This is a genomic window from Methylibium sp. (assembly GCF_013817365.1).
In the GTDB taxonomy this organism is placed as follows: Bacteria; Pseudomonadota; Gammaproteobacteria; order Burkholderiales; family Burkholderiaceae_C; genus Methylibium.
In genome coordinates this window covers 1-12,093 of sequence record NZ_JACDCU010000073.1, presented here as the reverse complement: position 1 = coordinate 12,093, position 12,093 = coordinate 1, and the positions used below count along the sequence as shown (strand labels likewise).

The following is a 12,093-nucleotide window of genomic DNA, read 5'->3' as shown; positions in this document are numbered from 1 at the left end:
GTAACGCTGGACCGCAACCGCCGGCTGCTGGCCTGCCTGCCTATCGAGCTCAATGGCGAAGGCCAGCCCTGCCTGGTCCGCAAAGCCCAGGACGGACGGCGCGCGCTGCGCCTCAAGGGTGATGCGCAAGACAACCTGCTCACCCGCGTGCTGGCCGAAGACCCCCACTTCGGCCCCTACATGAACATCCCCGGCAAGGACAACGGTTTCGACATCGAAGGGCTGGCGGTGGACGGCTACCGGCTCCTGCTCGGCCTGCGTGGGCCGGTAATGCGGGGCTGGTCGGCGATGCTTGAAGTGGCGGTCGAAGCACGTGGCGACCAGCTGCGGCTGGCGCCGCTGGACGGCAGTGGCATCCTGTTGCGCAAGCACTTCCTGCAGCTTGACGGCCTGGGCATTCGCGACCTGCACTTCTCCGGTGACGACCTGTACATCCTCGCCGGCCCGACGATGGTGCTCAACGGCGAGATCCGTGTCTTCAAGTGGCCGCTCGCCAGGTCCGCGATGAAGGCCAACCGTGAGCTGGTGCGTTTCGAAGCGGCGCTGACCGAGTCGGTCTCGCTGCCGCACGGGCGCGGCACGAACCGCGCCGAGGCGATCTGTGGCCTGCCGCCCACGCTCGCCGGCGACAAGCCCCGCTGGCTGGTGCTGTACGACGCTCCGGGCGCCGATCGCCGGGAGGGTGAGCACACCGTTTTCGGCGATCTGCTGCGGCATGACTGATGGTGTCCAGCGTCAGCGACAGGGCTGGCAGCGCGCTGCGCCCGGCGATGTCGGTCCCGCGCCTCGACCCTGCGTCGGCCCTGCTGTTCGTGATCAACGCCGCCGCGGGTGCCCTCGACGTCGATGCAAGCGTGCCGTGATCGAGGCGGCCCTGGCAGCGCGCGGGCGAACGGGCGAACTGCTGACCTGCCGTCCTGAAGAGCTGGCGCGAGTGGCCACCGAGGCCGCAGCAACGGCGGTCGCACGCGGGACGTCGGTGATCGCCGTCGGCGGCGATGGCAGCCTCAATACGGTGGCCCAGGCCGCGCACGCAGCCGGTTGCGCGATGGGCGTGCTTCCCTACGGCACCTTCAATTACTTTGCCAGAACGCACGCCATACCCACCGAGCCGGCCGCCGCAATGCGATTGCTGCTGGATGCGCGCCCGATGCCGGTGCAGGTGGCGGCCATCAATGACCGGGTGTTCCTGGTCAACGCCAGCCTCGGCGCCTACCCCGAACTGTTGCAGGACCGCGAGGCCTACAAAGCCCGCTTCGGCCGCAGCCGCTGTGTGGCGTTTGTGGCGGCCTGTGCGACGCTGCTGCGCGCGCAGCGCCGGCTGCGGCTGCACATCGAGATGGGTGCCACGGTTCGCGACGTCCAGACCTTGACGCTCTTCGTGGGCAACAACCGGCTTCAGTTGCAGCAGTTCGGGGCGGAGCCGCAAGACACCCTGGCCGGCACGCCCGGCGACGGCAGCATGGCCGCGCTGATGCTGCGGCCCATCGGCACGCTGTCGATGATCGGGCTCATGCTGCATGGGGCCATGGGCAGGCTAGGTGAAGCCGCCGGCGTGGAGAGCTTCGAGTTCCATCACATGGTGGTCAAGCCCACGCTGGCACCCGGCCGCAGGGAGGTCGTGGTGGCATGCGACGGCGAGGTGGCACGCATGCACGCGCCCATCGACATCCGAGTCCTGGACAAGCCCTTGTACCTGCTCCAAGCCACTGGCGAAGCGGGATCGGCAGACGCGCCAGAGGCTGCGCCGTGAGTGCGTTGCTGCAGATTCTCGATACGCACTTCGGTACCGACCAGCCGCACGTGGTCGAAGCACTGGTCGCACTGGCAACGCAGCAGCCGCCGGATGTGGTGGTGCTGTCGGGTGACATCACGCAGCGTGCGCGGCCAGCTCAGTTCATACGGCAAAGGCATTCGTCGACCGACTGGGTGCGGAAGTTTTGACCATCCCGGGCAACCACGACATCTCGCTGTTTGACCTTTGGGCGCGCCTGCTGAGCGCAGCCAGCCCACGGCAGTTGCGCGTGGTGGTGGTGCACCAGCCAGCGGCCGTGACCCAGGCCCGGGACCGGCCCAACCTGTTGCGTGCCACCTTGCCGCGACGCAGGCCTGGTCGGCCGCCGGGGCCGACCTGGTGATGGGCGTACACATTCACCTGCCCTACACACTGGCGATGCACGGCCTGACACGCCGAATGTGGGTCGTTCAGGCCGGAACAGCCGTCTCGTCGCGCACCCGCCTGGGGATCCCCAGTTCGATGAACGTGCTGCGATGGGCGAGGCGTCCGCTGGTGGTCGGGCCCAGGCCAGGGCCCGGACTGAAGCGAGGGACTGCTGCCTCATCGAGCAGTGAGACTTTGCAGCTACCGATCAGGTCTTCGGCCGCACGGCGGTCACACCCGTGCACCCAGACCGCGTCTGATGGGAGGACAGGGCTGGCCAAGGACGGTTTCGTCGCTCACCTGCCGGCGCCGAGTGCCGGGCCCGGCCGACGCGAACTCGGGGACTTCGCAGTTTCCGAACTCGGACTCACAGCGAATCTGCTTTTTCTGCTTCCGCATCAGCGCCAAAGTCCAGTGATCGCAACTTCTCAAGGGCTTGATCATGAAGCTTTACTTTTGCTCCAACGACCTTGAAGGCAAGCTGTGGCAGCAGCGCGCTGCGGACCGGCTGCGCCAAGCGCTTCGGCGCCTACACGGGCTGGTGGTGCGCATCAAGGTCAGGCTGGACGACATCAACGGGCCTGCTGGCGGCGTCGACAAACGCTGCCACGTCGAGCTGGTTGTGCGCGGGAACAGCCCTGTAGCGGTCACTGCCACGGCCCGATCGTGGCAGGACTCGGTCGAGGCGGTGGCGTCACGGGTTCGGCAACGGGTCGTCGTGCAACTCCATCGGGCGACGTCGGTGGAGCATCGGGCCATGGTGCTGGCGCCGATCCGTGCACGGGTGGCGGCTCCGGCGGCACGCCCGAGCACGCAGCGCCGGTTGCGGCTTGACTAGCGGCCGCTATCTGCCGGCCGCTCTCTTCAGCAGGCGGCAACTCGTCGGTCTTTGCTCTCCATCACCACGTCAACACTGAAAGCACTTCACCATGCGCAGCTATCCCCACAACAGCCCCGAAGCCGCCGCTCGCATCGTCGCGCTGGTTCTGATCTCTGACGGCCATGTGTGCAGTTCAGAGTCCGAGATCCTCAAGCAGCTCGGCGCCGAGCACGAGCTGGGCCTGGAGCCCCATCTCATGCCGCACATCGTCCACACGCTGTGCGAAGAGCTGCTGCTCGGGGTCTGCGCGACGGGCTCTCTGTTGGCCAACGTCGATGACAGCACCTTGGCGTCGCTGATGGCCGAGGTGTCGGATCCGGCGCTGCAAAGGACTGTGCTGCGTCTGTCCTTGGCCGCCGCCCGGGCGGACGGCCACCTGGCCGACGGTGAAACCGTGGTGCTGGAGGCGGCCCGGCACCATTGGGGGCTGACCGATGACGACGCGGCGAGCGCCCCGAAGTCGGCGCGCCGGCAGACGGCATGAGAGCCTGAGAGTCTTTCGGTCAAGCCCGCGCCGCAGCCACCAGCTGCATCACCAACGGGTGGTGCTGGCCGCGGCGTGAGCGGATGGCGTGGATTTCCTCCAGCACGCCGTCGCAACGGCCCAGCAGCCGCAGGCCACGCATCAGCGCCACGTCAGCGGCACCGAAGCGGCTGACCGGGAACACGCCGAGGCCTCTGGCGGCAAAGACCGCCAGCAAGGCACTGTCCTCGAACTCGCCGACGATGTGCGGCCGCAGGCCCTGGGCTTCGAACCAGCGGTCCAGCCGGGGCCGCAACGCCGAATGCCCGGTCGGCAGCATCACGGGCAGTCGTGCCAGCGACTGCGGAAACCCAGCCACGGCGGCCTTGTGCACCAAAGCCGAGGGCCCGTACCACTCCACTGGCGACTCGACCAGCCGTTCGCTCGTCAAGCGCAGATTCGGGTTGTGGGGTGCGGGTTGCCCCGCCAACACCAGATCCAGGTGGTGCATCGCCAGCTCGGCCAGCAGTTGCTCGAACTCGCCCTCATGGCAGAGCAGCCGCAGCGTCGGCGTTGCCAAGACCGGCGCCAGCAGCGCATGCGCGGCCAGTTTGGAAATGCCATCCGACAGCCCAACGGCCAGCCGCGCGACCTTGCCGCTGGCGGCCTCGCGAACTTCTTCCGGAATGAGCTGCCCGAGCTGGAAGATTTCCTCGGCGCGAGCAAAGGCCGCCTGACCCGCCTCGGTCATCGCCACGCCGCGCCCGGCGGGCTTGAGGAGTTGGTGACCCAGCGCCTTCTCCAGCTCGCGAACCTGGGCGCTGATGGTCTGCACGGCCATGTCCAGCCGCTCGGCGGCGCGGGCAAAGCCGCCTTCCTTCGTCACAACCCAGAAGTAGTACAGATGGCGGTAGTTCAACAAGTTGCACAACCCACATCGGGAAAACCGAACTTGGGCTCACTGTATCTCTGATTCTTCCGGGCCGGAGAACTGCCGAAGATCCCTCATCGCATTGAGTGACTACAAAAACATGGACACCACCGTTCTTCTGCTTGCCATCATGACCACGGTCCTGCTCGCCGTGACCTTTCACGCATGGCGGCTTGGCAACGAGAAACGCGACGTCGCGTTGCTTGCTGTCTTCGGCGGTCTTTTCGCTGCCGGCTCCGCTGTGGCCGCGATCCTCTGAGGCCTGGACATGGACATCCTTCTTCCCTACCTCACGGCGGACTTCCTGGGCAAAGCTGCCTGGATCTGGCTCGTGTTCTTCGGCATCGTCGTGTCTCTGCTGGCCTTCGACCTCGGCGTCCTGCACAACGGCGACAGCGAGATCGGCGTGCGCGAAAGCCTGCTGCTGTCAAGCGGCTACATCAGCGTGGCATTGCTCTTCGGCGCCTGGGTCTGGTGGTACCTGGGCGCGCAAAGCGGCATGGACTACTACACCGGCTTCATGATCGAGAAATCGCTGTCGATGGACAACGTGTTTGTCATCGCGCTGATCTTCAGTTTCTTCGCGATCCCGCGGCAGTACCAGCACCGGGTGCTGTTCTGGGGCATCCTGGGCGTGATCGTGCTGCGCGCCATCATGATCGGACTGGGTGCCACCTTGGTCAGCCAGTTCAGCTGGGTGCTGTATCTGTTTGGTGCGTTCCTGATCTTCACGGGCATCAAGATGTGGATCATTGCCGACCACATGCCCGACATCGCGAATAACCCATTGCTGAAGTTCCTGAAGAAGCGCATGCGCGTGACCGACGGGCTGCGCGGCAATGCCTTCTGGGTGCATGAACCCGACCCCGCCACGGGCAAGGTGGTGCGCTTTGCCACGCCGCTGTTCCTGGCGCTGGTGCTGATCGAGTTCGTCGACTTGGTGTTTGCGGTCGATTCGGTGCCAGCGATCTTTGCGATCACCACCGACCCGTTCATCGTCTACACCAGCAACATCTTCGCGATCCTGGGGCTGCGTGCGCTGTACTTTGCCCTGGCGGCCATGATCCACCGCTTCAAGTACCTGAAGTACGCGCTGGCGCTGGTGCTGGTGTTCATCGGCTCGAAGATCTTCCTCGTCGGCATCATCGGCAAGATTCCGGCGGTGATCTCGCTGTCGGTGACGTTCGGCCTGATCGCGGGTGGCGTGCTGGTGTCGCTGTGGAAGACCCGCGAGCAACATGTCGCGCTGGAGCGCGCATGAGCGGGCCCAGCGCGCAGCGGATGCGCCAGGCTTCAGCGGACTTGCCCAGCGAGCGCGTGTCCTTGCAGTCGCTGGCGCAGGCTCATTGGCCTGCGAGACAAGCAGCTTGCTGCTGCTGATGGCGGCACCTTGCCTGCTGCCCGTGCCGGCAGTGGGCACCGTGCTCGGACTTGGGTTGGCCGCGCTGGCGATCGCCATGTGGCGCGGGCCAGGCCGAAGAGCACCTGCCCGGGCGAGTGGCCCGGCTGGAGTCGCCCCGACACTGGGCGCAGCGGGTGCTGGTGCTGCTGGCAGCGACGTGCGCCGCGGCAGGCCGCCTGGCGAAAGCACGGCTCACCGATCCTGCATGTACGGGCAGGCGCTCGTGGACCGCCGCAACGGTGGGACTGATGGCCGTCATCGTCGTGTTGCCGGTTCCCTTCGGCAACGTGTTGCCGGCGCTGGCGCTCATGGCTTCGTTGCTCACACTGGGAAGCAACGTGTGGATGCTGGGCCGCGTGGCCAAGCAGGCAGTGCAGTCCGGCGGCAGCTTCGAGATGCCTCTGGCCTGGATCGTTATGGCGGCGCTTGCGCAGACCCGAAGATGGGCGGCGGTGAACTTGGGCCTCGGCCTTCTCGTACTCCTCGTGACGCTGCTGCGTTGGACGGCGTGAATCAGCTGCTGCAGCAGAACACCGGCTTTCAACGCGCCTCGGTGACTGCAAAGGGTCGGGCAGAGCCACTCTCTTTCACGATCAGGATTCCCATCAGCCGACATTGAAGTCAGGCCGCCGGGCAGCTGTCGTTCGGCCACTTACCGTACCGGCCAAGAGTTGTAGGTGGTAGTGGACAGCTTCCGGGCTACCCGCTTGATGACCAGTTGCCGGGCGTCTGCAAGGGACGACGCCGTCACCTCTGACCCGAAAGGCCCAGTACGTCGATCTCGTCACGACGCAGCAGCTCCTCGAGCAACGGCGGCTCGAAGTGGCGCTTGACCGTGATGGCGTAGAAGTTCTCGATCAGGTCGGGCACGACGCAGTACTCGACGAGCTGGCCGCTCAACAACTCATCACGCACCACCACTGACGGCAGCAAGGCCACGGCGCCCGAATCGCGGGCCAGCAGGCGCAGCAAGGCCATGTCGTCGACCTCGGCCAGCACCTGGCAGCGCAGACCGTGCTGCTCGCACATCAGGTCGAAAGCGGCGCGGATGTCGCTGTCACGGCTCGGCAGCAACAGGGGCACTTCAGCCAGCTCCTGCGGAAAGCGGAAGGCCCGCCGCCTGGGCCTCTGCCTGCCCACCAGGCTGACTGGCTGGCGCGCGATGCTGCGGCACCGCCAAGGGTGGTCGGCGTCGGCGTGAACGCGCCGGTTCGACAGCACCACGTCGAGCGTGTGGACACGAAGCCGTTGCAACAGTTCCTCCAGGCTGCCGGACTGCAGCACCAGCTCAACGTCGCTGCGTGTCAGCAGCGGCTTGACGAAGTTCTCCTGGAAATTGCGTGACAGCGTCGCCACTGAGCCGATGCGAAGCACCTGGCGCGTGTGCATGGCGCCGTCGCGCAGCATCGCAAGCAGTTCGTTGCCCGAGGTGAAGATCGACTCGGCGTAGGTCAAGGTCATGCGGCCGGCTTCGGTGATCTGCAAGGTGCGGCCGACCCGGTTGAACAGCGCGTGGCCGAGTTGCTCTTCCAGCCGCTTGATCTGCGTGGACAGCACCGACTGCGACACGTTAAGCCGCGCGGCTGCTCGCGTCAGGTTGCCCTCCTTGGCCACGGCCCAGAAGTAATGCAGGTGGTGAAAGTTCAGTCGCGACATGGGCAGAAGTATCTGTTTTATAGAACGAAATGTTAGCAACAATGAATTTTACGGAACTAGCCGCAAGCAGCACAGTCTCGGCCAACCGGAGCCTGCGAGACCTGCACCATGGAACCGAATCTCTTGGAACTCTCGCCCTGGCGCGCCTCCGTGCTGGCGCTGGTGCCGCTGCTCTACGCGGGTTCTGCTGCTGCCGCGACGGCGCTCGGACAGCGGCCCGACGCAGGCTGGCGTGTCGCCCGCTGGAGTGCAGCGCTGGCGCTGGGCGCGTCACTGCTGTCGCTCGGCGGGCTGCTGGCTGGCGGCGCGGCGCTGATGCGCGGGCCGGCGCTGGTGATACTGGGCGACGCAGGTGCACTGCACTTCGGCCTGCGCAGCGACGCGCTGGGCGGCCTGATGCTGGTGTTGGTGAGCTTCATCGGCTGGGTGATCACGGGCTACTCACAGCCCTACCTGGGCGGTGCGCGGGGCCAGCCGCGTTACATCCGGGGGCTGATGCTGACGCTGGCTGCGGTGTCGCTGATGGTGGTCACAAACAGCTTGGCGGTGCTGGCACTGGCATGGATCGCCACCAGCCTGGCGCTGCACGGGCTGCTGACATTCTTCGATGATCGGCCGCAGGCGCTGATAGCGGCGCACAAGAAGTTCCTGGCCAGCCGTGTTGCCGACCTGTGCCTGCTGGGCGGTGTAGCGCTCGTCGGCCTGCAACTCGGCACGCTGGACATCGACCGCGCCATCGCCGCCGCACGCGCATTGCCCGCGGTGCCCGGCACCTTGCAGGCCGCGGCGCTGCTGCTGGCGGCCAGCGCGCTGCTGAAGTGCGCGCAACTGCCGGTGCATGGCTGGCTGATCCAAGTCATGGAGGCACCGACGCCGGTGTCCGCGCTGCTGCATGCGGGCGTGGTCAACCTGGGCGGCTTCTTGCTCATCCGTGTCGGGGACCTCGTTGCCGACGTGCCGGTGGCACAGGCCCTGCTGGTGGTCGTGGGCAGCGTCACGGCCGTGGTCGCGGCGCTGGTGATGATGACGCGCATCAGCATCAAGGTTTCGCTGGCCTGGTCCACCTGCGCGCAAATGGGTTTCATGCTCATGCAGTGCGGCCTGGGACTGCATGAGCTAGCGCTGCTGCATCTGGTGGCGCACTCGCTGTACAAGGCCCATGCCTTCCTGGCCGCCGGTGGCGCGGTGGAGCAAAACCGTTTGCGGCAGATGACGCCATCAGCGCCGCCACTGGGCGCCGCGACTTGGGGCCTGGCTGCGCTGGTCGGCTCGGCTGTGGTGGCTGCTGCTGCGCTGGCGTGGGGCCTCAAGCCGGCCGCGGAACCGGCACTCTGGGCCATGGGCGGCATCCTGGCGCTGGCGCTGGTGCCGCTGCTCACCGGGCCGCTTCTGCGGGCCGGCGCGCTTGGAGCACTGCTTGGGCTGGCTGGCGCTTGGGGGGTTGCGCTGGCCTACTTCGGACTGCATGCCGTGTTCGGCGGCTGGCTCGGCGCGTCCGGCGCGAGCACGGCCAGCCCGGTCCTGGTGGGCTGGGTGCTGGCTTGCTTCGGCCTGCTGTTCGTGGTGCAGGGCGCGGTGCGGGTGTGGCCGCGCGGGGTACTGGCACGCTGGCTCTACCCCACGCTTTTTGCTGGCCTGTACCTGGACGAGTTGTTCACCCGGCTGACTTTCCGCCTGTGGCCGGCGCGCGTGCCGGCCATGCCGGGCACGCTGGCCAGGCCTGCCGCAGGGCGGCCCGACATGCAGACCCAGCCCTGATCGCGCCCCTGCCTCGAACGAGAGATTCGCCATGAACCACACCCTCGACAAGGCGCACCCGGCGCCCTCCGCAGCGGCCGCGCTGCAGCCTGCGATCGAGCGCGCCTGCGCTCGCATCGCGCCGACATGGCCGCTGGACCGCTTCATCGCGGTCAACCCCTACTGGGGCCATCTCGAGCGACCGGTCGCCGCCGCCGCGGCCCAACTGGCCGCAGTGTCGGGCAGCCCGATGCTGATGTCGCGCGACGGCTTCCGCCAGCAGTGGCAGGCCGGCCACGTGGGAAGGCAGCACCTGCAGGCCGCCATCACCACCGCCGGGTCCGCCGAGACCGTTGACACGCTGGTGGCCAGCCTGGAGACCAGGCCTGCGTTGCCCGCACGCCTGCCGCTGGCCACCGACCTCGTCGACGCGCACCGCGACCTGGGCCACGCCATGGCCTGGCGCGACTACATCACGCACCACATCAGCCAGTGCTGTGCCGGCTTCTTCGACCAAGGCCAGGCGGCCTGGGGCCCGGACCGCAACGGTGGGCTCTACCCGAGCTGGTTGCGGCAGTCGGCGCACGACCTGGGCCCGGGCATGCTGATGGGCTACCGCGGCTTCAGCGCGCGCTTGGCCCACTTGCCTGACGAGCCGCAGGCGCTGATCGCTGCCGCGATGCAGGCGCTGCAGGTGCCCGCAGCCGCGCACGAGGCCTACTTCACGGCACTGCTGATGAGCATCAACGGCTGGGCGTCCTGGTGTGCCTACCAGCGCTGGCAGGCCCGACTGGAAGAGCGGGATGACGAGCAGATCGTGCACCTGCTGGCGGTACGTCTGGCATGGGAGTGGCTGCTGCACGAAGGCCATGGCGAGTTGGCTGTGGCCAGCGATCTGGCCAGCGCCTGGCGCGGCAGCGACGGGCGCATCGCACAGGCACAACGCGCGCAGCAGACCGATTGGCTGTGGCAGGCCGCCTTGGAGCGCAGCTACCAGGAGCCGCTGTGCCAGGGCCTCAACCGCGCCGCAGCTGCCACGGGTGAGCCCACGGCTGCGCCACCCGCCGTGCAGGCCGTGTTCTGCATCGACGTGCGCTCCGAGGTCTACCGCCGCGCGCTGGAAGCCAGCAGCCCGGACGTGCAGACGCTTGGCTTTGCCGGCTTCTTTGCGATGTTCGTCGCGTACCAGCCGCTGGGCAGCGAGATGAAGCGCCCGCAGCTGCCCGGCCTGTTGGCGCCGGGCCTGTGCATCACCGACGAGTGCGATGCGCCGGGCCTGGGCCAGGCGCTGGCCCGGCAGCGTCGCAAGAAGCTGCAGTGGCGCCAGCAGTGGCAGGCCTTTCGCAGCGGTGCGGGCTCGAGCTTCTCCTTCGTCGAGTCCTGCGGCCTGCTGTTTGCCGGCAAGTTGCTCAAGAGCAGCCTGGGCGGCGAGGCCGAGCCGATCCCCGTCGAGCAGACCGCCCTGTCCGCGGCGCAGCGCAGCCAGTCGCGCCCACGCTTTCCGGGCGCGGGTGGCCCCAATCTCGAGGCTGGCGTCAACGCCGCCGCCACCGCGCTGGGCGCAATGGGCCTGACCGTCGACCATGCGCGTCTGGTGCTGCTGGCCGGCCATGGCAGCACCAGCGCCAACAACCCGCACGCCGCCGGGCTGGACTGTGGCGCCTGTGGGGGCCAGACCGGCGAGGTCAACGCGCGCGCGCTGGCCCTCTTGCTCAACGAGCCTCAAGTGCGCCAGGGTCTGCAGGCCCGCGGTGTCGCCGTGCCCGAGAGCACGTGGTTCCTGGCCGGGCTGCACAACACCACCACCGACGAAATGCAGCTCTTCGATACCGATCTGCTGCCCGCCAGCCACACCCAAGACCTGTCCCAGCTGCAAACCTGGCTGGCCGAGGCCGGCCGCCGCGCGCGGGCCGAGCGTGCCGCGTCACTGGGGCTGTCCGCTTGTGCCGCCGATGCCGACGCTCTGAGCAAGGCGATGTCCGCGCGCAGCACCGACTGGGCGCAGGTGCGGCCCGAGTGGGGCCTGGCCGATTGCGCTGCTTTCATCGTGGCACCCCGCAGCCGCAGCCGGCACCTGAACCTGGCCGGCCGTAGCTTCCTGCACGACTACGTCTGGCAGCGCGACGACGGCTTCAGGGTGTTGGAGCTGATCATGACCGCTCCCATGGTGGTGACCAACTGGATCAACTTGCAGTACCACGCGTCGACCGTGGACAACGCGCGCTACGGCAGTGGCGACAAGGTTCTGCACAACGTGGTAGGCGGCAATATCGGCGTCTTCGAAGGCAACGGCGGCGACCTGCGCATCGGTCTGCCGATGCAATCGCTGCACGACGGCCAGCATTTCCGCCACACACCGCTGCGGCTGAGCGTGTTCATCGAGGCGCCGCCGGCCCCGATCGACGACATCGTCGCCCGCAATACCACGGTGCGCCAACTGCTCGACAACGAGTGGCTCCACCTGTTCCGCCTTGGCGAGGACGCGGGTGTCTGGCGCTATCGGCCCGGTGGAGCATGGCTTGCGGCGACGTCCTAAGCCGTGCGCGCAGCGGATGCCGAGGACAGCGCCAGAACCCTGTGGAATCGGGGGTGAATGCGCATGGCTTCGATCCGATGGGGGCGCCCACCAGTCCACAATCTGTGCGGCGCGAACGCTACGGCGCCTCGCCTGACTTCATGACCGTCACTGATGGGTCGGCAGCGCCAGTTCGAGGCTGTGAGGAGCAGTCGCACGGCCGGCCTTCGACGCCGACCGCCATCGCGCCTCTCCGAACGGTAGCTTCTTGGGTTTCGTCGCGGCGGCGGACGCAGCGCGATGGCTGCTTCCAAAGTCCGGTCACTCGACTAGGGCCTGTTAACACAA

At 67.5% G+C, this 12,093-nt stretch carries 12 protein-coding genes; 10 read left to right on the top strand and 2 right to left on the bottom strand.

Annotated features, from left to right (window positions below):
- From H0W38_RS06925 to H0W38_RS06905, 5 genes are all read left to right on the top strand, one after another.
- Positions 1-723: DUF3616 domain-containing protein (locus H0W38_RS06925; protein ID WP_292452377.1), on the top strand; the 723-nt coding region annotated here is incomplete at its 5' end.
- A gap of 136 nt (positions 724-859) precedes the next feature.
- Positions 860-1,753 (top strand): diacylglycerol kinase family protein, encoded by an 894-nt coding sequence (locus H0W38_RS06920; RefSeq protein WP_292452375.1) that lies wholly within the window; start codon positions 860-862, stop codon positions 1,751-1,753.
- Positions 1,750-1,944 carry a hypothetical protein gene (locus H0W38_RS06915; RefSeq protein WP_292452374.1) on the top strand — a complete coding sequence of 65 codons (195 nt, stop codon included), beginning with the start codon at positions 1,750-1,752 and terminating at the stop codon, positions 1,942-1,944. The genes H0W38_RS06920 and H0W38_RS06915 overlap by 4 nt, the downstream gene beginning before the upstream one ends.
- A gap of 659 nt (positions 1,945-2,603) precedes the next feature.
- Positions 2,604-2,999 carry an HPF/RaiA family ribosome-associated protein gene (locus H0W38_RS06910; RefSeq protein ID WP_292452372.1) on the top strand — a complete coding sequence of 132 codons (396 nt, stop codon included), beginning with the start codon at positions 2,604-2,606 and terminating at the stop codon, positions 2,997-2,999.
- 91 nt (positions 3,000-3,090) lie between these two features.
- Positions 3,091-3,525 (top strand): TerB family tellurite resistance protein, encoded by a 435-nt coding sequence (locus H0W38_RS06905; protein ID WP_292452371.1) that lies wholly within the window; start codon positions 3,091-3,093, stop codon positions 3,523-3,525.
- Between the two features lie 19 nt (positions 3,526-3,544).
- Here H0W38_RS06905 and H0W38_RS06900 read toward each other — a convergent pair whose 3' ends face one another.
- Positions 3,545-4,426: a LysR family transcriptional regulator gene (locus H0W38_RS06900; RefSeq protein WP_292452379.1), complete on the bottom strand. Its 882-nt coding sequence runs from the start codon at positions 4,424-4,426 to the stop codon at positions 3,545-3,547.
- 109 nt (positions 4,427-4,535) lie between these two features.
- Here H0W38_RS06900 and H0W38_RS06895 point away from each other — a divergent pair, with 109 nt between their 5' ends.
- The 3 genes from H0W38_RS06895 (at position 4,536) to H0W38_RS06885 (ending at position 6,349) form a co-directional block, all read left to right on the top strand.
- The gene (locus H0W38_RS06895; RefSeq protein ID WP_292452370.1) at positions 4,536-4,694 is read left to right on the top strand and encodes a hypothetical protein; all 159 of its coding nucleotides are present in this window, start codon (positions 4,536-4,538) and stop codon (positions 4,692-4,694) included.
- Positions 4,695-4,703: 9 nt separating this feature from the next.
- Positions 4,704-5,696 (top strand): TerC family protein, encoded by a 993-nt coding sequence (locus H0W38_RS06890; RefSeq protein ID WP_292452369.1) that lies wholly within the window; start codon positions 4,704-4,706, stop codon positions 5,694-5,696.
- A gap of 170 nt (positions 5,697-5,866) precedes the next feature.
- Positions 5,867-6,349: an exopolysaccharide biosynthesis protein gene (locus H0W38_RS06885; protein ID WP_292452368.1), complete on the top strand. Its 483-nt coding sequence runs from the start codon at positions 5,867-5,869 to the stop codon at positions 6,347-6,349.
- A 235-nt stretch (positions 6,350-6,584) separates the two neighbouring features.
- Here the strand turns inward: H0W38_RS06885 and H0W38_RS06880 are convergent, their stop codons facing one another.
- Entirely contained in the window at positions 6,585-7,493 is a 909-nt protein-coding gene (locus tag H0W38_RS06880) for a LysR family transcriptional regulator (RefSeq protein ID WP_292452367.1), read from the bottom strand.
- Positions 7,494-7,601: 108 nt separating this feature from the next.
- Between H0W38_RS06880 and H0W38_RS06875 the strand changes: the two genes are divergently transcribed.
- Complete coding sequence (locus H0W38_RS06875) at positions 7,602-9,251, top strand: NADH-quinone oxidoreductase subunit L (protein WP_292452366.1); 1,650 nt, start codon at positions 7,602-7,604, stop codon at positions 9,249-9,251.
- A 31-nt stretch (positions 9,252-9,282) separates the two neighbouring features.
- Positions 9,283-11,766 (top strand): YbcC family protein, encoded by a 2,484-nt coding sequence (locus tag H0W38_RS06870; protein ID WP_292452365.1) that lies wholly within the window; start codon positions 9,283-9,285, stop codon positions 11,764-11,766.
- Positions 11,767-12,093 lie beyond the last annotated feature (327 nt).

Coding starts and splice junctions, on each gene's coding strand:
- H0W38_RS06910 (WP_292452372.1), top strand. CDS start 2,604: ATGAAGCTTTACTTTTGCTCCAACGACCTTGAAGGCAAGCTGTGGCAG.
- H0W38_RS06905 (WP_292452371.1), top strand. CDS start 3,091: ATGCGCAGCTATCCCCACAACAGCCCCGAAGCCGCCGCTCGCATCGTC.
- H0W38_RS06895 (WP_292452370.1), top strand. CDS start 4,536: ATGGACACCACCGTTCTTCTGCTTGCCATCATGACCACGGTCCTGCTC.
- H0W38_RS06890 (WP_292452369.1), top strand. CDS start 4,704: ATGGACATCCTTCTTCCCTACCTCACGGCGGACTTCCTGGGCAAAGCT.
- H0W38_RS06880 (WP_292452367.1), bottom strand. CDS start 7,493: ATGTCGCGACTGAACTTTCACCACCTGCATTACTTCTGGGCCGTGGCC.
- H0W38_RS06875 (WP_292452366.1), top strand. CDS start 7,602: ATGGAACCGAATCTCTTGGAACTCTCGCCCTGGCGCGCCTCCGTGCTG.
- H0W38_RS06870 (WP_292452365.1), top strand. CDS start 9,283: ATGAACCACACCCTCGACAAGGCGCACCCGGCGCCCTCCGCAGCGGCC.